We start from the raw sequence: 22,178 nt of genomic DNA, 5'->3' as shown, positions 1-22,178 counted from the left end.
GCTTTATGAATAAATCAAATCACCGCACCTATCATCATCTTAAAATATTAGGTTTTTTCGCTATACTGCTTCTACTCTATTTATGCTATATCAATATGAACCGCCAGGAAATTAGCAGTGTAGACCTGGTACGAATCATTGCTATTGATAAGTCATCGACAAATTATCTCGTTACCGCTATCTATACTGATGCTGCAGGTTCTGGCGACAGTACAACTCCACTTACCATAAGTGGTAGCGGTGACACAGTCTATGCAGCTTTTGAAAACCTAAAACTAAAAAATCGAAATCCTCTTACCATTGCACACACGAATTATTATTTGGTAAGTGATACTGTTTGCAAAGGCGGGCTTCTTAAGGGGCTCGATTACATTGTCAGGGAGCATACCACTAAGACGAATGCCTCCGTTTATCTTCTTCCCCTCTCTAATATCCATGATTTTATCTTACGTGGTTTAGAGGAAGAAAGAAACATTATATCGGAACTACAAGCAATTGACACAAAGCAGAGACAACTATTAAAAAAGACCGATAATACATTACTTGATGTGTTAAATGCTCTGTCGGATAATAAAAGAAATCTACTGTTACCTTATCTTACGGAAGATAATCAATCTCTTTATATTACAGGCTATGCCGTTTTTAAAGGTGACTCCCTTTATCAATACCTAAGTACTTCCATGTCCTCCTTGTTAGATTTGGCTAGAAATAGAGTTCGATCTTACCCAATTTATCTCTCCTATCATCAAACGGATCAGATGAAAAATTTAACGGATAGCGATAGTCTGCAAGCGTTTACAAACCAAGTAAATTCTACGATTGCTTTAGAAATTACCAAATACAAATGTAACATTGATGTATCAAACAAAGGGAACGACATTATCACTGATATAAATCTTGAATTCGATACCGATATTAAAGAAGCGACAAGCCAACCTTCTTTATATGAAAAAGAAGAAATAAGAGAGCTAACTACAAGGCAAAACCAATATATGCAAAGTCAGTTCGCTATGCTGACAGGCTATATGAAGACACATAAGGTAGACTTGCTTGATATAGAGAATCGAGCCAGCCAAAAGTACAAAGAGCAAGGATTTACCTCGAAAGAAGTTCCTGATTTTCAGATAGAGACAGTGAACTTTCGGTATACAGCGCATTCTCAATTAGGTAAAAATTATATGATAGAAACAGGTGCATCTTATGGACAATAATGTAACTCTTAGACAATTCACGTACACTTTTCTTTTATTATCGATTACTCCGATATTCTCACGATTGCCGGGGTTACTAGCTCCCTCTGGAGATTCTACCGGATATGTTTCTGTGTTGTATTATGGTGTCATTGGCTGTGTCTTTGCTTGGCTTATGTATCAGGTATTATATGCTTATCATGGATATACACTCTTAGAAATACTAAGTGAGTTGGTGGGAACTGTAATAGCTAAGTTTATTCTCCTTGTCTATGCTATTTGGAGTATCTTAGTGATTTTATTTAAAATTAGTTCTTACTCAACATTACTACAAACGACTCTTCTTCCAACCATATCCGCAGAAATTTTACTTGGTTTTTTATTCTTGCTTTGCGTTTATGCATTTTCCAAAGGAAGTAAGACAATACTACGTTTCTCTGAATTTCTATTCTTGCCCGCAATATTTTTCCTAGGTATCTTATTTATTTTTGCAGTACCAAGCTTCCATACAGAATATCTGCAAACGATTAGTATTGGCTCTTTAACTGATAATATGCGAAGAATTCCAACCATTGCATCCGTTGGTGGGAATTTGATGTTATTGCTTTTCTTTTTAGGTAACATTGAGCGAAAACCTGAATTGCCTTGTGATATTGAGTCCAACTACGCTTCTGATACCCGTTGCAAACAAAAGAGATATCATACCTTTCAAACAAGGCTATACCGATGTATCTTACAGTTTACATTATTGTGCTTCGCCTCAATTCTACTATCCCTTTGTATCAACGGACCAAAACTTACAGAAAACTTCACTTATCCGATCTATCAATCCGTGAAAGGTGTCTCTATCCTAAGTACGTTTGAAAGATTCGATGCATTTATTACTCTAATTTGTATTGTTTCAGATTTTACAGCTGTCTGTGTCTTTGCACTCATTAGTGTTACTTGCCTTAGCTTCGTTTTTCAAAAAAAGGGACAAGAACCGCAAAAAGAGGAATCGAATGCTCCATTAAATATTGTATCTCCATCAAGGCATACCACCTTATTGTTATGCCTCGGTGCTCCACTAGTGCTGGTTAGCTGTTGTTTTGTTTTTTTACGTGAGATAACACAATACGAACTAGATGAATTTTTCTTATCTTATATGATGCCTATTAATCTGGTCTTTCAATATGTTTTACCTTCACTTCTTGGAATCGTATGTTTTATCCAACGAATCGCAAGAAAGAAGAAGTGCAACCAAGAGGTGAGATAAGAAATATAAGTAAAATAATGTAAATGTGATTTATATTTGCTTAAAGATTCATATGTTTTGATTGAAAAAGTATATGTTTTGATTGAAAAAGAAGCGGTTCGCCTAGTTTCTAGGTAAACCGCTTCTCCTTTTTATATGTTTGTATCAGTGTTAGACATTCAAAACAAATCCATTATCACTCTTTTCTATTTATTAGCAAACACCTTGTGCGATCATAGCTGTTGCGACCTTCTCAAAACCAGCGATGTTAGCTCCAACAACATAGTTTCCTTCGAAACCATAACGTTTTGCTGCATCGTCCATGTTATGGAAGATGTTTACCATAATACCCTTTAACTTAGCATCAACTTCTTCAAAGCTCCAGCTAAGTCTTTCAGAGTTCTGGCTCATCTCAAGTGCTGAAGTTGCAACTCCACCTGCATTTGCAGCCTTACCAGGCGCAAATAATACGCCATTTTCTTGTAAATACTCAGTAGCCTCTAATGTCGTAGGCATATTAGCACCTTCGGCAACTGCTTTACATCCATTTGCAACAAGTGCTTTCGCATCCTCTAACAATAACTCATTTTGTGTAGCACAAGGAAGTGCAATATCACATTTCACAGACCATACACCTCTACCCTCATGGTATTCACTGTTTGGTCTGTAGTTCTTGTACTCCGTTAAACGAGCACGCTTTACTTCTTTAATTTCTTTGATTGCAGCTAAATCAATTCCTTCTGGATCATAAACCCAGCCTGTAGAATCACTTAATGTAACAACCTTAGCACCCAACTCTTGTGCTTTTTGAGTAGCATAAATAGCAACATTACCAGAACCAGAGATGCAAATTGTTTTTCCAGCAATATCGATACCATTGCACTTAAGCATCTCATCAGTTAAATATAATAAACCATATCCTGTCGCTTCCGTACGAACTAAAGAACCGCCATAGGATAGACCTTTTCCTGTTAAAACGCCTTCGTACATACCACGAATTCTCTTATATTGACCGTACATGTAACCGATCTCTCTTGCTCCTGTACCGATATCACCAGCTGGAACGTCAACATCTGCTCCGATATACTTACAAAGCTCCGTCATAAAACTTTGGCAAAATGCCATAACTTCACGGTCAGACTTGCCCTTAGGATCAAAATCAGAACCACCCTTACCACCACCAATTGGTAAACTGGTTAAAGAGTTCTTAAAGATTTGTTCAAAACCTAAGAATTTAATAATACCAATGTTTACAGATGGATGTAATCGTAATCCACCTTTGTAAGGTCCAATAGAATTGTTAAACTGAACACGGTATCCCGTATTAACCTGTACCTGACCTTTGTCATCAACCCAAGGTACTCTAAACTTAAACTGTCTGTCTGGCTCAATTAAACGTTCTAAAATTGCCTCTCTTCTGTACAGTGCTTCATTTGCATCAACCACTGGTCTTAAGGAGTTAAGAACCTCCTTTACAGCTTGAATAAACTCTGGCTCTCCCGGGTTTTTGGCAATCGCTCTCTCGATTACTTCATCAACATATCCCATGACTTTTCTCTCCTTTTCATTTTAATCCTAAAACAGTTCAAAACGTATCGCATCCCAATTAAACGTCTACTGTTATCTCTTAATACAAAAGGGCAAAAATAAAAATGGGCGTAGTTAAAAAACACAACTACCCCATCGTCTTTGCTTAGGTTCAATTATAAGACAAAAAAACGATAAATGTCAATTGTTTTCTTTCGTTAAAGTGATAAAACTTTTATGCATTATTTCGTTAAAGTGCACAAAGCAATACTTCCAAATTTATTTATACCTTTAGTCTTTTCATATTTAAATTTTTTATTCCTTTACTCATCCACATCCAAGTGAAGTTCTGCAAGGCTTGATATTGATATTAAGTAGGAATTACGATATCGTATATCTTTCGACACATCTTCTCCAAACCAATCTGGCTTACAAAATTCTATCGCATCTTTTTCACTTGGAAATTCAACCTCAACAAACATATGTCCACTTAATTTGCCATGGAATATATCAAGTTCAGCAGTATAGCCCTGTAAAAGAGGAATCAGATATCTAGTTTTTTTAATAACTTCAGAGTCTACTTTAGTAAGCAAATGTTCGAATGAAGCTTTCGTCAATGGTAACTCAACTTCATCACTTATGACGGCATGTTCCTGATTTAAGTTTGATTTATTTTTATAAGTTAGCAGATATTTTTCATTACTTTTTCGAATCCTTACTACAGGTTCTGTGCATAAGTAACCCTGTATGATTTCCTTCTTATTATATTGTTCTAAGTTATCAGGTATCTTCGTTATCTTAAATTTACGTTCAATTTCCACTATGTCTCTCCTTACATGAAATATAAAAAATGAAATACATCATAATAAAAAATAGAATCCTTTTCGCTTTTCATCCTACCGATATCCCTTTAAATTGTATTTAAAACTTCGGTAATACCGAGATTGATGCATACCTTCCTTAGATCTTACAGATACTATAGGAAAACGGGACCAATACTTCAATAGTCCTACTTTACTTCAACTGTATCTTGTTTTGCATCTATTTAGCAACTTCTATATTACCTTTACATTATCAGCAGAAGAACAAGCAGAAAGGAGGCAAATGATTATGAAAAAGAATTTTTTTACCGACTTTATCTTATGTGGTCTTAGTGGTTGGTGTATGGAATGCTTTTGGACAGGTCTTTGCTCACTAGAACGTAAGGACAAAACTTTATCATGCCATACTTCTATATGGATGTTTCCAATCTATGGACTTGCAGCCTTTATTACTCCTGTCAGTAGAGTTTTAAAAAAGCGTTGTACCTTTTGTCGTGGTTCCATCTATGCTTTTGGAATTCTTTCAATGGAGTACCTTACCGGTACCTTGTTAAAAAAAATGAAAGCGTGTCCATGGGATTACAGTAAGGCTAAACTTAATTTTAAAGGTGTCATCCGCTTTGATTATCTACCAGCATGGTTCCTTGCTGGATTGTATTTTGAAAAAATACTAAACCGCAATTCGTAAGGATTTAAAAATTCATCCCATTCCAACCCCAATATTCCACCTCTTGATAGGTAACATAAACTTTATCAGAAGGAATCTGTAAGACTTCATCATAGATTTTGCAGATAGCGTTAGTTAATTTTTCATATGCTGCTCTATCTGCCTTTCCAAATATTTTCACCTCTACAAACGCAATTTTTTCAAAAGCTTGCCCTTTAAAATAGAGACTGTATTCATCTTCAAAACCTATCATTAACCATGTTTCACTTTTTCCTGGGATTAGCTCGATTGCTTTACCAAGCTTTTGTTTCAACGTCTCCTCTTGGGTTTTTGTTAGCTTCATACTAACTTTAGAATTAATGAATGGCATATCGATAACTCCTTCCTTATGAAGTATTTGTCTAATTTTTCTTTTACTATTATATCAAATTACACCTTATTTATCCATAGTCTTTAAACTTCAAACCTATTTCAACTGCATGATTACCGATAAACTTGCAATGTATCGCAAAAAATGGTAAGCTAGGTCTAATGAAAAAGATTGGAGTGAGTCCTATGTTAAAAGCGATTTTATTTGACATGGATGGAGTTATTATAGATAGTGAACCATTGCATTGTAAAGCATTCCAGATAGCAATGAAACAGTTTGGACTTGATTTATCTAAAGAATATTGTTATCAATTTATTGGAAATACAGACCGTTATATGGTTGAAGTACTTGTCAATGATTTTAACTTACCAAATAATCCAGAAGAAGTGATTCAAGTAAAACATAATGTACTAAAGCAACTTGAGCTAGAAGAAAGTTATCCAGCAGTTCCTTATGTGGTTGATTTAATTAAGAATCTATCAAAACATCCAATTAAACTAGCCATAGCAAGTTCTTCTCCAATGGATCAGATTGAACGAACTGCAAAAGATCTAAACCTTTCGTCTTATTTTCACAAATTTGTATCTGGAATGGATTTAAAACATTCTAAACCAGCTCCGGATATTTTTTTAAAGGCAGCCAGCTTACTTGGCGTTTCTCCGGAAGAATGCTTAGTAATTGAGGATTCATACAATGGTGTTACCGCTGCAAAAGCAGCTGGTATGACTTGTGTAGGTTATTATAATGAGAATTCTGGAAATCAAGATTTAAGCGGTGCTGATATTATTATAGAAGGTTTTGAAGAAATCACTTATTCCTATTTAAATAATGTGTATCAACGATCTCATGGTGAACCAGTTACGATTGCTAACACAGAACGTCTTATCATTCGTGAATTAAGTGTTGATGATATTGCTTCAATGTATCGCATCTATCAGCAACCAGAGGTTCATGAATTTATCGATGATATAGATGATTATCTGCAAGAAGAGATAGAAAAACACAAAGCATATATTAAAAATGTCTATAGTTTCTATGGATATGGGTTCTGGGGAATCTTTAGCAGAGAAACTGGGGAATTAATTGGACGATGTGGTATACAAAATTCCGAAATAAATGGACGTTTTGAAATTGAACTTGGATATTTACTTAATGTAGATCATTGGGGATATGGCTATGCTATTGAATGTACTAAGAGTGTCCTAGAATATGCTTTCTATGAACTTCATATTCCTCGTATCGTTGCGGTCATAGACAAAAAAAATACTCACTCTTTAAAAGTTGCGATGCATATTGGTATGCGATTAGAAAATGAAATATTCCATAAAGGTAGAAACTGTGATTTATATGTGATAGAAAATCCAAACATAGAATAAAAACCTTCAAAAAGCACAAAATAAAACATAGAAAGGGTCTGCTTCAGTCATAACTGAATCAGACCCTTTTAGGAAAGTTAATTCTTTTATGGTGTTTTTGTTGGATGTGTTGTAGGTGCTGTTGTTGGAACTAAAGTTGTACCATTCGTTCCATTTGTTCCGTTTGTACCATTCGTTCCATTTGTACCATTGGTACCGTTCGTTCCATTTGTACCATTCGTTCCTGGTGTAACGTTATTATTATTGTTACCAGGTGCTGGCGTAGATGTTGCATTATTACCATTGTTCGCACCGTCAGTGTTTGAACAAGCAGTCATCGCGAACATACTTAACATGGCAACGGCCATTAAGAAATACAATTTCTTCTTCATGAGTCTCCTCCTATCAAGTAATATTTCTTTACTTGCTTAGTATTCCACACCACGAAAGGTTTATACATGATAAGAACGAACAATGGCTTTCTCTTCTGCCGTTATCTTCCTAGAATCACATATTTTTGATATTGTTTTTCGTAATAGGAAACGTTTTCTACAATTTTGCTCTATCTCTAATTCTTGTTTCAACTTCTTTAAGTACTGATATACTCGATTAGTATCGTATTGAAATATTACGGTATAAGCCCAACAAATAGCCATGTTAACATAATATTCATCACTGCTTATAGATTGCAAAACTTCGTCTACTAAACTAATATGTTCATCCTCTATGTAGTAATTCAAGCACATGACAATAAAAAATCTTATCTCATAACATTCCTTTGAATTAGCATATGGTAAAATTAGTTCAAATATTTCATTCGGATATTTTTTGGCAATTTTTAAGGAGGAACAAAAGGAATCACAAGTTGACCAATTATCAAGTTTAAGCACATGATGATGAATCATTTCTTTTATTTCTTCGATTGATTGATTGGATATATTCCCAATAACATACCCTCGTACCATTATTTCTTCAAAGTATTGAATATTTCGATAGGATAAAAATCCCTTATAATCTCCCTTAGCAATTTGCTTCGCTATTCTTTGTAAGTAAGGTAGACGTATCCCAAGAATATTATTTACCTGAGGAATAAGTTTATTAGAAAATTCTTTATACTTTTCATCTGCAATGCTTAATAAAAATTCAAGAAAACATTGATACGTATTTTCATCAAATAAAACGCTTACCCAATTTGTTATCATCTCATCCCTTGGGGATAATTTTTTATTCTTAATATTTCCGTTAGCAAGGAGCTCTCTATCCATTATTTTACTTCCCTTTATATACTTAAATGCATTTAATTTATCTACCTATTCTTATTTACCTTCATTTTCTATCTTAACTTCTATAACTACCTTATCTTCCTTAACTACCCTATCTTCCTTATCTACCCTATCTTCCTTATCTTCCTTGTCTACCTTATCTTCCTTGTCTACCTTATCTTCTTTATCTTCCATAAACTCTGTCATATACTTACGATAATGCATAGCCACATGATTCCTTTGGCATACTTTGTTTTCTCTCTCTTTAATAGCAATACTCTCAAAAAATGTTTTCCAAAGTTTTTCATATTTTTCTTTTTTTTCTGTAACAGTAAGTAACGTGTTTAATTCCTCATCTGAAATGGTAGTCAAAATCCAGGTAGAATAACTTCTGTGTATTGTAGCAATTTTTCGTTTCACATCCAAAATCATAAAATTTTCCTTGGAGAGGCGATCCGCAAAATGAGGTGTTATAATTTCAAGAACATTATTTTTAGGCTCTATCTTAGCAAATAATATGCCATTATCGAGTTCTGTAAATCGAACAAATCCTGTATACAAGTGAGCATCATTTCCCACATTTCGATTTAATTCAAAAATTATTTGAACATATGGATCAGATAAATGATCTTCTACTTTAGCACCGTACGCAAACCCACGTACTAAGAAGTGATAAATAGCATTTGCCTTTCTCTTATCATTACTTAATGCAGCCTTAGCTACCATTTGATAAGCATGAGCGGATATCTTTTTTTTAATTGAATTCGCTACTTTAGAAGCATTCTCTGGGTTGCTCTCTACCATGATATATTCCGAAAATAATCTCAAATTATACTCTTCTTCCATGCCTAATACTTCTAATTCTATATTATCATGTCCATATCTTGATGCCCATGCAATATAAACAGCTGAAAAGATTCCTTCTAAACTATCTTCACATTGATAAATTCGCTTTTCCTTCATGTTAACCTCTATTCCGGCGCTTATTGACTTCTAATAACAGAAGAAAATTTGAGCGTCAGCACTTAATTTCAGATGATAAACAACGTTTTTCAAAAAACTAAACCTCTATCCATTACTAAGCATCTGAGGATTATCAAACAGTGATAATTGTTGATATGTGATACCGCCATTCGTAATATGACTAGGTAGCTTTTCGTTTATTTGGAGCATCTGATTGGTTATATAATTTTCTTCTATCTTAGTTGGATACATCATCTTCCCACTACAGGTTATAAAATAAAGTGCACGTTTTAACACAACTCCAATTTTTTTCAAATCTTCAAATCGAAGCTTTGCCATCTGCCTTGCTTTCACAATACGCCCTGCTGACTTAGGACCAATACCAGGAACTCTAAGTAAAGTATAATAATCTGCAGTATTGACCTCAACCGGGAACTGTTCTAAATGCCCTATCGCCCAATTGCATTTCGGGTCAAAAAACACATTAAAGTTAGGCCTTTCTTTCGTTAAAAGCTCCGTAGCTTCAAAACCATAATACCGTAATAACCAATCTGCCTGATATAACCGATGTTCTCTTAATAAGGGAGGTCCCCCAGATAATACTGGTAATGCATTATCTTCATTTACTCGAATAAATGCAGAGAAAAAAACTCTCTTTAAATCAAACTTCTGATATAATGCTTCCGTTACATGAACAATTTCATAGTCGGTCTCTCCGGTAGCACCAATAATCATCTGAGTACTCTGACCTGCTGGCACAAATCCACGATTTCCGCCAAACTGATTCCACATGGATAGTCCCTCAGGTTTTGTTATCAGAGTAGGAGTTTCTATATTACTTGATATTCCTTGGCTACTTTGATATATACGATGATTCGGCGTTAGAATCTTTGACTCCTTCTCATCTTCCCACCCTGTAAGTATACGATTTGAAAACCCAACACTTTTCTCTGGTTTACTCTCAATTACTCTTCTTATCTGGTCTTTATGTCCAATATGAAGTAAGGCATCCTCTTCTCTTTTCTGAGCAATCGATTTTTGATCTAGCTTTCTTCTCGTATGCCAATAAGCACCCTTGTTACCACCCATCATACCAAAATTTTCTCTACTCTCTTCGATACCAGCTTGTATCTGGCGAATAGGATTTAGTATATTCTTTCGGTTTTTATGAGGCGCTAATAATTTTAACCCTTCAGCCGTCGGTAGTTCTAGGTTTACACTCATACGGTCTGCAAACCACCCTATTGTTTCAATAAGTTCCGCATCAGCACCAGGAATTGCTTTACAATGAATGTACCCATTAAAATGATATTCTGTACGTAGCATCTTTAGGGTTCTACCTATGAGTTCCATCGTATAATTTGGAGTTTTAATGATGCCAGAACTTAAAAATAACCCTTCAATATAATTCCTACGATAAAACTCCATCGTAAGACTACATACCTCTTCAGGAGTAAATGTTGTTCTTGGAACATCATTCGACGCGCGATTAATACAATACTTACAGTCGTAGATACACTCGTTTGTAAATAAAATTTTTAATAAACTAATGCATCTTCCATCTGCTGAAAAAGCATGACAAATTCCACTTGCTACAGTATTTCCAATGCTACCATCCTTTCCATCACGACCGACACCACTAGAAGTACATGCAACATCATATTTAGCAGCATCTGAAAGTATCGAAAGCTTTTGTTCAATTGTCATCGATTCCTGTATAATCATAAGACCCTCTCATGGCGATTTTTTTCGAACTTATGTTCGATGTTATTATATCATTATCTCCAAGAGATTGCAACCTATCCATTCCGTATTTTTTGATGTTCTATCGTATAAAATGCTCCCTTTTTTATAAACAGCCTAAAGTGCCTCTATAAGATAGATAATAAAAATATCACTTATAGGATGCAATTTAACTAGCTCTTTATCTCAAAGGGAGCATACTATATTAACATAAACTTTATAGGAAACAAGACATAAGCCTTATAATTTTTTAATCAATTGAGTACTTAAAACCAAACATAAATACAAAATAATAAAAATAGCGCTAAAGCACCTATAAATACACCAGCAACAAGTAGAGCTGCTAACAAGGAACTAAATATAACTTTACGCGTCTCTCTACCATTTAACTCAGGAACAGCTTGACGTTTTCTAAGTTCCTCTTCTTCTAACTGTTTATGATACCATGGAAAAGCTTCGATGTTCATATCTGCAAGTTTTCTACCATCATCAACAAATTCTCCTTGTGTAAATGAAACTTCTTCTCTAGCAGCTGTGAACTCATCGTAAACTCGTCCATCCCCAATTTCTTTTTTTACATCTCTATCTAAGATATCAGGTGACACTCCTGTTGTCGCACCTACGTTCGGAGCTCCGTCCATATAGTATGGTTTATCTGCAATATTAGATTCATCCACGATGTCGAAATTCTGAGAAAAAAACACTTCATTCGTATCCAGATGATCTAATCCAACCTTTTCAGGCATTCCCATAGAATACTCATTGTCAATGCCCATCTCTTCTTTCTTACTCATAGTCCCTCCATTCTCCCCTCATACATGTAAATTACACCTGCAAAATAGGAGTTTTATTTCACTTAACTTTAGTATGTTCTAAAATTACTAAAACATGTAAGAAAAGTCAAACATTAGTGATGATTCAAAACGGATATTCGCAATCCGCTTAAACTAACAGCTCTACCTCATTGGCACTATGTGTCATTTCAACAGGAGCTCAACTCCTTTAAAAACAGGTAAGGACTTACCTAATGAGGTTAAAAAACAGCACAAGTAAGTTCTGGTTCACTTGCTTACTTGTGCTGGCTATTTCTTTATCATTTGGATTAAGGTTTTATTCCTAATAATTAAACTTCTTTTGAGTTATATAGATGACAACGAACGATATGACCCTCACCTACCTCATTTGGCTGAGGTATTTCTGTCTTACAGATATCCATACAATGACTACAGCGTGTATGGAACTTACAACCAGTAGGAGGATTTGCAGGAGATGGAATACTTCCCTGTAGTATAATTCGATTCATCTTCGCATGTGGATCAGGCATAGGAATCGCACTAAATAACGCCTTTGTATACGGATGTAATGGTTCTTTAAAGATATCTACCTTATCACCGTACTCAACCATGGTACCAAGATACATAACGCCGATTGTATCAGAAATATGCTCTACTACAGATAAGTCATGACTGATAAATAGGTAAGTTAAATTATATTCCTTCTGAAGATCCTTAAGCAAATTGATAATCTGTGCTTGAATGGAAACATCAAGAGCAGATACCGGCTCATCACAGATAACAAAATCAGGATTTAGGGCAAGTGTTCTTGCAATACAAATTCTCTGTCTTTGTCCACCTGAGAACTCATGTGGATAACGATCTGCGTGAAAGCTCTGTAATCCACAGGAAGCCATTATCTTATCAACATAGGAGTTTAATTCCTCCTTTGGAACAATCTTATGCTGTCTTACTGCCTCTCCAATGATTTCACCAACTGGTAATCTTGGAGAAAGTGAAGAATAAGGATCCTGGAAGATAATCTGCATCTTTGGACGAAGTGCACGCAACTCTTTCTTGGAAAGCTTGTGAATATCTTGTCCGTTAAAGATAACCTCACCACCGGACTTTTCTTGAAGCTTTAAGATGGTACGTCCGATTGTTGTTTTACCACAACCTGACTCACCAACTAAGCCCATGGTAGTTCCTCGCTTAATGTTAAAACTTACACCATCTACAGCTTTTACATAATTTTTTGATCCACCTAATACACTCGATTTAATCGGGTAGTATTTTTTTAAATCACGTACTTCAAGAATAAAATCTTCGTTGCCTTTTGCTTGCATTTCTGCATTTTTATTTTTTACTTGTTTCTCCATATTATGCCTCCCCTCCTTTACCTTCGGAATAGCGATAACAGGATACAACGTGAGTATCTGATAATCTTACTTCACCAGGATAAGCACCATCACATGCCGCAACATGGCGCTCACAACGATCTTTAAAATAGCAGTAATTTGGCATATTAACTGGATTTGGTACTTTACCAGGTATACTATACAAACGATCTACAATTTTATTTACAACTGGTTTTGAATTCATAAGACCAATGGTATAAGGGTGACTTGGATTATCGAAGATTTCTGCAACTGTACCTTTTTCAACGACACGACCAGCATACATAACCACAACGTAATCCGCCATCTCAGCAATTACACCCAAATCATGTGTAATTAACATAATAGAGCTGTTAATTTTATTCTTAAGATTTCGTAAGATATCAAGAATCTGTGCCTGTATTGTAACGTCTAGAGCGGTTGTTGGCTCATCCGCAATAATTAATCTAGGATTACATGCCAGTGCCATCGCAATCATAACTCTCTGTCTCATACCGCCAGAAAGTTCATGAGGGTACATCTTATATACACCTTCTGCATTTGCAATACCAACTAGTTTTAACATATCAACAGAACGGCTTTGAACTTCTTTCTTTGCCATACTCTTATTGTGAAGTTCAATTACTTCATCAATTTGAGGTCCAATACGAAATACTGGGTTAAGACTTGTCATTGGTTCCTGGAAAATCATAGATATCTGATTTCCTCTTAATTTACGCATCTCTGAAATAGGTGTCTTTGCAATATCATAGACATCTTTCCCTGTATTAAAACGAATTGCTCCGTCAACGATCTGTCCTTGAGGTCGCTGTACTAATTGCATAAGAGAAAGGCTTGTAACACTCTTCCCACAACCAGATTCTCCAACAACACCAACTGTCTTACCAATCGGAATATCAAATGATACACCATTTACTGACTTTACCGTTCCGATATCTGTAAAGAAGTAAGTATGAAGATTATCAAACTCAACAACATTATTGCTATCCTTCATCTGAGTCATATACTCTTCTTTTGGTATATTTCTACGGTTAAGTTTCTTTTCATATACTCTTGTAATTTTTCTATTCTCACGAGAAATTCTTCTCGATTCCTTACCTGAGATATAATTTGCTTTTTTTGCGGTTTTCTTCTCTTTTGACATTTGCTTCACCTACCTTTTCATCTTAGGGTCAAACGCATCACGTAACCCATCACCAATAAAGTTAAATGCCAATACGGTTAAGAGAATACAGCAACCAGCTGGAATCCAAACAAACCAGTAATTTGTCATTACATGAACATTGGATACCGCACTTATAATGTTACCCCAAGAAGCATATGGGAACTTAACACCAATACCTAAGAAACTTAAAGAAGACTCTGTTAAGATAATGCTACCAAGACCCATAGTTGCCATAACGATTAACTGTGGTATTACATTAGGAATTAAGTGACGGAAGATTCTTCTTGGAATTGAAATACCCATCGCTTCGGTGGCTGTCATAAATTCTTGTTCACGAAGAGAAAGAATTTGTCCACGTACCATACGAGCAATGCCAGGCCATCCAAGTAACCCCATAATAATCATCAAGAAATAAATACGTACCTGTGGATGTACTTTTAATGAATCCATGATAGAACCTAAAATGATTACAAGTGGTAGGGTAGGTATACAATAAAATATATCAACAATACGCATGATAAGATTATCCACCCACTTACCAAAGTAACCTGCAATACCACCTAAAACTACTCCGAGAATTGTCTGGATTGCTACAACAATAAATCCAATCATTAAGGAAACACGACCACCATACATTAAACGAGTCATAATATCCATACCATTTCCATCGGTTCCAAGCCAGTGTGACTTACTTGGTTCTTCATAAATCTGGATTAACTGAGTTTGTTGGTCTGCTTTCACTGTATACTGCTCGTTTTTACGTTCGATTGTGTAAACTACTTCTTTTCCCTCAGCATCGGCATGAGTAAATGAAGTTTCACCATTATTAATTGCTTGTTGAATTAAGGACTTAAATTCAACATCAAGGAAAACGTCATTGTCAATTGGTGCTACAACGAAGTCAGAAAGCTGAGCATAATTTACTCGATTTCCATTTTCATTTACATAGATTGTTGCTGAACTTCCCTCTAACTCAATATTATATGTTACACCATCTGCCTCAAAACTACTTTTTCCTTCATTAAACGCTTTTTCCGCTTGAAGTTTGAAATCAATACTAAGTTTTGTATCTGGATTGTATGCATCTAAAATCTTATGAGAAGCTAATGCGATATCATCAAGAACACCTAAGGAATACTCCTTACCTTGTTGAGACACCTGATAGGTAACTCCATCAACAGTAAAGTTAGTTTCTTTTGCTTCAATTGCAGCTAAAAAAGCGCTCTTTACGCCCTCTGTCAATGTTTTACCATCTTCTACTTTTATATTCGCATTTCCACGAATAATAGTAGCAGTTGCATACTTATCCATAAGGGAAATTCTATAAAGATTCTCGCCTTCTTTCGTTAAAGCATATACATTACCCATGGAAGTAAATTGATTTTCACCAGATTTTACCGCAAGGATTACTTCTGCTTTCACAGCAGATGGAAAGTCCTTTCCTTCTACTATCGTATAACGAAACTCTTTATTCTTAGTAACGCTTGCATATTCTTTTGACATAGATTCATACCCCATAAATACCTGACTTTCGTCATATGGGCTTACAAATCCGCCTACGAATGCAAACAAAAACATACCAATAATGATAAACGAACCAATAATAGCGAGTTTATTACGAATAAATCTCTTAAATACCAACATGGAAGGAGATAAAACTTTTACTCTTTGATCATCATCGAGTGTCATCTTTTTTTCTACCGTTTGGTTCATTGTTTTCTCATTTTTGGCAGGCTTATTATTTTGAACAAGCGAATCATTATTTCGATTCTGCTTGTTATTTTCATTTTTATTCTCCATAAGTGCTCCCTCTGCCTTTAATTGATGACAAGTAAGAAATAATCTGACTCATCTTTGCTCTTGTTTTATAACTGGTTAAATTTATCCTACACGTACACGAGGGTCTACCACTGCGTATAAAATGTCGGAAATTAAGTTACCCATCAATGTTAAAGCTGCCATAAATGTCATGTAAAACATAAAGAATGGAATATCACCATTCGTCATGGCCGTATAAGAGGTATAACCGATACCAGGAATCTGGAACAATGTTTCGGTAATCATAGCACCTGCAAATAATCCAGGGAGTGTACCACCAATGATCGTTACAATTGGTATCAGCGTATTTCTAAAAGCATGCTTATTAATTACTGTACTTTCAGAAAGACCCTTAGCTCTTGCTGTTCGGATAAAATCCGAATTTAATACTTCTAACATATTGGTTCTTGTATAACGCATCAAGCTACCAACACTAATAATTGTTAATGTTGCAATTGGCAACACAAAATGAGACGCGACATCGAGGAATTTCCCCCATGCATCTAACTGGTCATAATAACGTCCAACTTTTCCATATAAATCAAACCATCCAAGGTTGATGGAAAAGATTAATTTAAGAATTGTTGCAAAGAAAAATCCTGGTAAAGAGATACCAATCAAGGCAACAACCGTGATTGCATAATCTGTTCTACTGTACTGCTTTCTAGCAGAGAGAATACCAAGAGGAATCGCAATTATAATCTGTAATACAAATGCCACTACTCCAAGATAAAAGGAGTCCCAAATAACACTTGCAAATTTTGCTGTAACAGGTATATTAAAATACCAAGAATCACCGAATTCACCGCGTACTGCTGATGCCACCCAACGGAAAAATCCCTCAATAATTCCGCAATCCATACCATACATAGCATTTAATTGTGCTAACCATTCAGTATAGCTTTTGGCTCCCGGAAGAGAGGCTCTTTCTCTCGCTAGTGTTTCGATGTAGGAAGTTGGAATACAGCGAATGATTGTATAAATGATCAATGATACAAAGAACAAAATCACCACGCTGGTTAAAATTCTTTTCACAATATATTTCCACATAATAAACCTCTCACTATCTACTTTTATGTTTTGCTCACCTGCAACCCAAACCATCACCCACTAAATTTGTACTATCAATTGGTTACCCTAACTCCCGTTCATTTAGCTATATAGAAATATGAAGTGGATAGCTTATTTTGGACAAAGGCCAAACTGCACAATTTCTCAAACATCTGCCGACGTTCTAACGCCAGCAGACATCTTAACGCTCTCAGACGTTTGTGTACAAATTTGACCTTTGTCCGAATACAAAACAAGTTGAATTGGTAAACCATTCACGTATTGTAAATGGCTGGAGCTTTATTTCATTTCAAGCTTTTCAATATCATTTGTCCATTCCCAATATGTGGTGATATCAGGAGTAACTGTATCCATATTTACGCGATCTGCACCGAAGATGATACAGTTCTGTCTCTGGTATACAGGAATTTCAACACCCCAATCAAGAATAATATCAAGACAAGTCTTATAGGTTGCTTTTCTGTATGATTGATCAGCACTCTTTCTAGCATCTAAAATTAACTGATCTAACTGAGCATCTGCGATATGATAGTGATTGGAATCGGAACCACCTTTACCAATGATATTGGTACTATAGTAAATCTGATACATATCTGGGTCTACAGTTGCTCCCCAAGCAGCAACAAACATTTCATGTGTTCCAGCATCTAACTTATCCCACATAATATTAGAATCAGATGGATCATTGATTGTTAATGTAATACCGATCTTAGCTAAATCTTCTTTTGCTTTTGTAAGAATTGCAAAGGAAGGATGGTCACCTTGTCCACCTGCACCAATGATTACTTCGTACTCTAGCTTAGCACCTTCTGGTGCTTTAGTGAACTTACCAGTTGCTTCATCAAATGTGAATCCTGCTGCTTTTAAGAAATCAATAGTAGCCTGTAGAGCTGCTTCATATTTCTGATCAGCAGTCATATCTGCTGTATAAATATCTTTACCCTCTACTGTCTGAGAGTATGCCACTCTATAATCTTCATCAGATTTCTGAGGAGCTGCCCATGAAGTATTGGAGATAGGATAATTTATAACACTTGCAACTTCGCCATAGTAACTATCAATAGTCACATCACGATATACTGAAAAAATTGTAGCAAATGCTTTTCTTAAATTCTTAGATTCTTCAGAAGCTGGATCGTCACCAACTTTCATTGTATCTGCATTTAAACCGATATATCCATAACCAAGATTATCTACTGTGTTAGTAACAATCTTATCACCAGATAATTCTTTATTAGAATTGTAGTTTGCAATTTCTTCAAAAGCGTTTACACTACCGGATGGATCTGCGATATCAATAGTACCTGTACCAACACCGGAAATCTTATCAGCTTCTGATGTTTCTTTATACTGAATATACTTTGTCTTAGGCTCTCCCTTGTAGTAATTTTCATTAGCTTCAAGGTAAACAACTTTATTTTCATATTTTACAAATTTGTAAGGACCTGCTCCCATAGGCTTTGTAGTCTTTTCTTTTACTGAAGATAAATCTCCTCTAGTAAAACCAAACTTATTATTTTCATAATCATATTGAGACTCATCACCATAGTAGTGCATTGGAGAAATAGAAATACCACAAATCTTATAGATAGCAGAAGCATCAAAACCAGTAGTTATAACTTCAACTTCAGTCTGGCTGATTTTCTTAATACCCTCGATATTAGGAACTTCTTCTCCACCTTTGGAAAGTTTCTCCTCTAATAACAAGTTAGAAACAATATCTTTTACCTGGTCATCAAAGTAAGTTTCATCTCCTGCATATGCATTACCAAGTGCTTGATAATTTGCACCGTAAGCTGCAGTAATTTCTTCTAAAACCTTCGCTTCATCTTCTACTTTAGAAGCATCATAGCTTTCATCTACACTGTAGAAGTTTGCAAATAAATCTTTTGCTACTGGGAATTTATCTGTGTACTCTTTGTAAGATTCATTACCATAAAGACCTTTTACCCATTCAAGCTCTGAAACTAAGGTTGGCGCAATAATTTCTTTATTGATTGCTTCTTTTGATGCATCACTTAAATTAGCAAGCTCCTTAGCAACTTCTTCCTCAGTTACTACAGTATTCTCTGCGTTAGTATTATTCTTGCGGTAGTTTAACATACCAACGATTGGAACAGAGTATAAAGTAGAACTTCCGTCGTAACTAACATCAGATAATACATAATAGGAGAAGATAATATCATCTGCATCCATTACATGACCATCACTAAATTTGATGTCATCACGAATCTTAATATTGTAAGTGGTTTTATTATTAGCTTCATCATGGTTTACCGTAATATTGCTTACGCCTTGATAAAGATAATCAGTACCATTATAAGGAACAGTTTCACCTTCAATAGCATTTAAAATTACGCCACCGGTTCTGTCCATAGTTAGCATAGGAACTTGTGTTAACTCTACGATATCCATATCATAACCACTGTCAGCAAAAAATGGACTGAATTTTTCACTAAATTCTAGGGAACCAACTACTAAAGGTTTATCACTAGATTGATCTGTAGTGTTTCCGTCACTTGGGTTTTCCCCTGACTGATTGCCATTATCTTTCTTTCCACAAGCTGCCAATGCAACGCACATGGATAAAACAAGAAAAATAGACAATGCTTTTTTAAACTTGTATTTTTTCATAGTCTCTCTCTCCTTTTCATCAGGTCATAGATGTATGTCCCAGAATATTGAGAATGTTAACATGATTAACTACTTTTGTCAACGTGATGAAAACTTGAAAAAATTTCTAAATGTGGAATTAATTTACGTTTTTCATGTACTTTACCACGTTAAATCGGTATTAAATAACATTTTTATCCACTTTTATATCCATTTTTCACAGAAATTTATTATATTTCGATAATATTTTTGTTAACCGTTTTTTGATGTTGCATGAATAAAATTGATAGACCAACAATGATCAAAATGCCGCTTAAGAATATATACTCCTTCGAAGTGACATCTACTATCTTGTTTCCTACCAAATACAATAATTCCCCTAACGCACACGAGATTGAAAGAATTAACAATGATAATGTAGTTTTTTTCAACCTTATAATAGTATGATCATACTCTTTACTTGTCATATCTCCCGAAATATTCAGTAATTTTATTGTTCCCATATTTGTGTAGAATATCGGAAGAAATAGAAATACATATGGGAGCACAATATAAATAATACGTGATCCGTCATTATTTAAAATCCCAAGTAAAACAAATAGAATGATAAATGCCATACCATAGGCAACATTGATCCACTTTACTTTTTTTATCTTTTTTTCATCCATTTGGATACGATAGTATTTACCGTGGTAAGTTATGTTCTTTTTTTCTTTATATTTATTTCCTTCTCTCGTAACTTCTGTGTTGATTTTGTAATCATTTACATAAGCATTTTTCTTCATTAAACTTCATCCTTTTATATCGATTTTATGACTAGTAATCTTACACCATAATATCTTAAAACAATCAATATTAACCATTTAAACTATTATCTTACTCTATATCTTATTGAAATAATATAGTAGATTTATGGTAAAAAGTAATTTGCAAATACTTTTCATGAGATGTCCTTTTTCTACCTATATTGAACTAATAAGAGTAAACAAGAAAAAAAATGCTTCTTTATGGAAGCACTTTTCGTAGTCGGTATTAAGTTACGCGTAACTCATACATCATTCATGCCTATATTAATTTAACCAAAGTGCTATAATTAAGAAAGCACCAAAAAATAATAGTAGAATTGTGATTGCAATTGGTAAAATAGCTTGTAATGCACCTAATACCATTGCTACTCTTTCTTTCCTAGTTAATTTTAAATCAGACAGACTTTGTCGCTCTTGGGTATATTTTTTAGGCATATACCAGGAAAATCCCTCTATATTCATATCGGTAATCGACCTACCGTCATCCACAAAAGTCTGTTTTGGGTTTTTAACGCCTTTGACTTCTTTCTCAGTTTCCACTTTGTTGCGTTCGATGATTTGTCCAACCTTCTTAAAATCACTCATTGATGTCACCCTTTCTTCCACAAAATGCATTCTATTTCTATCATACTTTGTTTTATGCCATGTGTCCACTAAATAGCAGCTTGTTAACCTTGTGGTTTTATTAGAGCTCACATTAGATAATAACTTAATATACTTCATAAAACAAGAAAAAGCACATCTGCGTACTTTTCCTTATCATGAATCAGCACCACCAGTGTGAACTGGTGGTTTGCTCTGCCCCTGTAAGGGGCTATTGCCGGCATGGACCTCAAAGGTCCTTCGAAAGTAAAGGCCCCAACCGCACCACTTTCTCTGGCTAACCCTTACAAGGGTTTATTATTTGCCTTTTATTACTGGCTCACCCGTGAACGGGTCAATAAATTCTTTCAAACTTAGTTGATCTTCTGCTTGGTCATCCATCAACTGGCTTCTGATGTATTCTTCTATTTTCTTTGCATTTTTTCCAACTGTATCTACAAAGTATCCTCTACACCAGAATTTTCTATTTCCATATTTGTATTTTAAATTTGAATGTCTATCAAATATCATCAATGAACTTTTTCCCTTCAAATACCCCATGAATTCCGAAACGCTTATATTCGGTGGTATTCTAACTAGCATATGCACGTGATCTTTGCAGCATTCAGCCTCTATAATTTCTACACCTTTCCTTTTACACAATGTACTTAGTATATTTGCAACATCTGCCTTTATACTTCCATAAATTATCTGCCTTCTAAATTTCGGTGCAAAAACAATATGATATTTACATTCCCATGTTGTATGTGATAATGTATTCTTATCCAATTGGATACCTCCTTTGTTATATTTAGTGCGGT

At 35.0% G+C, this 22,178-nt stretch carries 20 protein-coding genes; 4 read left to right on the top strand and 16 right to left on the bottom strand.

From position 1 onward, the window contains the following. The first annotated feature begins 5 nt into the window (after positions 1-5). Both CC92_RS0120105 and CC92_RS0120100 read left to right on the top strand, forming a co-directional pair. Positions 6-1,211, top strand: a complete 1,206-nt coding sequence (locus CC92_RS0120105) for a Ger(x)C family spore germination C-terminal domain-containing protein (protein WP_029501730.1) — start codon at positions 6-8, stop codon at positions 1,209-1,211. Continuing rightward, positions 1,201-2,445 carry a GerAB/ArcD/ProY family transporter gene (locus CC92_RS0120100; protein WP_029501731.1) on the top strand — a complete coding sequence of 415 codons (1,245 nt, stop codon included), beginning with the start codon at positions 1,201-1,203 and terminating at the stop codon, positions 2,443-2,445. The genes CC92_RS0120105 and CC92_RS0120100 overlap by 11 nt, the downstream gene beginning before the upstream one ends. 192 nt (positions 2,446-2,637) lie before the next feature. Here CC92_RS0120100 and gdhA read toward each other — a convergent pair whose 3' ends face one another. Together gdhA and CC92_RS0120090 are read right to left on the bottom strand one after the other, a co-directional pair. Next, positions 2,638-3,972: an NADP-specific glutamate dehydrogenase gene (gene gdhA / locus CC92_RS0120095; RefSeq protein ID WP_029501732.1), complete on the bottom strand. Its 1,335-nt coding sequence runs from the start codon at positions 3,970-3,972 to the stop codon at positions 2,638-2,640. A gap of 302 nt (positions 3,973-4,274) precedes the next feature. Next, positions 4,275-4,772 (bottom strand): CYTH domain-containing protein, encoded by a 498-nt coding sequence (locus tag CC92_RS0120090; RefSeq protein WP_029501733.1) that lies wholly within the window; start codon positions 4,770-4,772, stop codon positions 4,275-4,277. A gap of 289 nt (positions 4,773-5,061) precedes the next feature. Between CC92_RS0120090 and CC92_RS0120085 the strand changes: the two genes are divergently transcribed. Then, complete coding sequence (locus CC92_RS0120085; protein ID WP_029501734.1) at positions 5,062-5,460, top strand: putative ABC transporter permease; 399 nt, start codon at positions 5,062-5,064, stop codon at positions 5,458-5,460. A gap of 4 nt (positions 5,461-5,464) precedes the next feature. On the opposite strand, the gene CC92_RS0120080 is transcribed toward CC92_RS0120085, so the two are convergent. After that, positions 5,465-5,809: a phenylpyruvate tautomerase MIF-related protein gene (locus CC92_RS0120080; protein ID WP_029501735.1), complete on the bottom strand. Its 345-nt coding sequence runs from the start codon at positions 5,807-5,809 to the stop codon at positions 5,465-5,467. 185 nt (positions 5,810-5,994) lie between these two features. Here CC92_RS0120080 and CC92_RS21965 point away from each other — a divergent pair, with 185 nt between their 5' ends. Further along, complete coding sequence (locus CC92_RS21965) at positions 5,995-7,185, top strand: GNAT family N-acetyltransferase (RefSeq protein WP_051650596.1); 1,191 nt, start codon at positions 5,995-5,997, stop codon at positions 7,183-7,185. An 86-nt stretch (positions 7,186-7,271) separates the two neighbouring features. On the opposite strand, the gene CC92_RS22885 is transcribed toward CC92_RS21965, so the two are convergent. The 13 genes from CC92_RS22885 to tnpA all read right to left on the bottom strand — a co-directional run bounded on the left by CC92_RS22885 (position 7,272) and on the right by tnpA (position 22,146). Then, positions 7,272-7,556 (bottom strand): hypothetical protein, encoded by a 285-nt coding sequence (locus CC92_RS22885; RefSeq protein WP_029501737.1) that lies wholly within the window; start codon positions 7,554-7,556, stop codon positions 7,272-7,274. Positions 7,557-7,616: 60 nt separating this feature from the next. Continuing rightward, complete coding sequence (locus tag CC92_RS0120065) at positions 7,617-8,429, bottom strand: DNA alkylation repair protein (protein ID WP_051650597.1); 813 nt, start codon at positions 8,427-8,429, stop codon at positions 7,617-7,619. Between the two features lie 51 nt (positions 8,430-8,480). Then, positions 8,481-9,389, bottom strand: a complete 909-nt coding sequence (locus CC92_RS0120060) for a TIGR03915 family putative DNA repair protein (protein ID WP_051650598.1) — start codon at positions 9,387-9,389, stop codon at positions 8,481-8,483. A gap of 105 nt (positions 9,390-9,494) precedes the next feature. Next, positions 9,495-11,114 carry a putative DNA modification/repair radical SAM protein gene (locus CC92_RS0120055; protein WP_029501740.1) on the bottom strand — a complete coding sequence of 540 codons (1,620 nt, stop codon included), beginning with the start codon at positions 11,112-11,114 and terminating at the stop codon, positions 9,495-9,497. A gap of 284 nt (positions 11,115-11,398) precedes the next feature. Next, on the bottom strand, positions 11,399-11,926 hold the full coding sequence (locus CC92_RS21265) for a hypothetical protein (protein ID WP_034218357.1): 528 nt from the start codon (positions 11,924-11,926) through the stop codon (positions 11,399-11,401). A gap of 329 nt (positions 11,927-12,255) precedes the next feature. Continuing rightward, positions 12,256-13,284 (bottom strand): ABC transporter ATP-binding protein, encoded by a 1,029-nt coding sequence (locus CC92_RS0120045; RefSeq protein ID WP_029501741.1) that lies wholly within the window; start codon positions 13,282-13,284, stop codon positions 12,256-12,258. Position 13,285: 1 nt separating this feature from the next. Further along, positions 13,286-14,446: an ABC transporter ATP-binding protein gene (locus CC92_RS0120040; RefSeq protein ID WP_029501742.1), complete on the bottom strand. Its 1,161-nt coding sequence runs from the start codon at positions 14,444-14,446 to the stop codon at positions 13,286-13,288. Between the two features lie 9 nt (positions 14,447-14,455). After that, positions 14,456-16,267 carry an ABC transporter permease gene (locus tag CC92_RS0120035; protein WP_029501743.1) on the bottom strand — a complete coding sequence of 604 codons (1,812 nt, stop codon included), beginning with the start codon at positions 16,265-16,267 and terminating at the stop codon, positions 14,456-14,458. 81 nt (positions 16,268-16,348) lie between these two features. Continuing rightward, positions 16,349-17,335 (bottom strand): ABC transporter permease, encoded by a 987-nt coding sequence (locus CC92_RS0120030; RefSeq protein ID WP_029501744.1) that lies wholly within the window; start codon positions 17,333-17,335, stop codon positions 16,349-16,351. 300 nt (positions 17,336-17,635) lie between these two features. Continuing rightward, positions 17,636-19,990: an ABC transporter substrate-binding protein gene (locus tag CC92_RS0120025; RefSeq protein ID WP_029501745.1), complete on the bottom strand. Its 2,355-nt coding sequence runs from the start codon at positions 19,988-19,990 to the stop codon at positions 17,636-17,638. 209 nt (positions 19,991-20,199) lie between these two features. Continuing rightward, entirely contained in the window at positions 20,200-20,754 is a 555-nt protein-coding gene (locus tag CC92_RS0120020; protein WP_029501746.1) for a hypothetical protein, read from the bottom strand. 285 nt (positions 20,755-21,039) lie between these two features. Beyond that, positions 21,040-21,360, bottom strand: coding sequence for a hypothetical protein (locus tag CC92_RS0120015; RefSeq protein WP_029501747.1), 321 nt, complete (start codon positions 21,358-21,360; stop codon positions 21,040-21,042). A 315-nt stretch (positions 21,361-21,675) separates the two neighbouring features. Continuing rightward, the gene (tnpA, locus tag CC92_RS0120010) at positions 21,676-22,146 is read right to left on the bottom strand and encodes an IS200/IS605 family transposase (RefSeq protein ID WP_029501569.1); all 471 of its coding nucleotides are present in this window, start codon (positions 22,144-22,146) and stop codon (positions 21,676-21,678) included. Between the last annotated feature and the right edge of the window lie 32 nt (positions 22,147-22,178).

The sequence above is a fragment of the Lachnoclostridium phytofermentans genome (genome assembly GCF_000733755.1).
In the GTDB taxonomy this organism is placed as follows: Bacteria; Bacillota; Clostridia; order Lachnospirales; family Lachnospiraceae; genus Lachnoclostridium; species Lachnoclostridium phytofermentans_A.
This window is presented reverse-complemented; position numbering and strand designations above follow the sequence as displayed.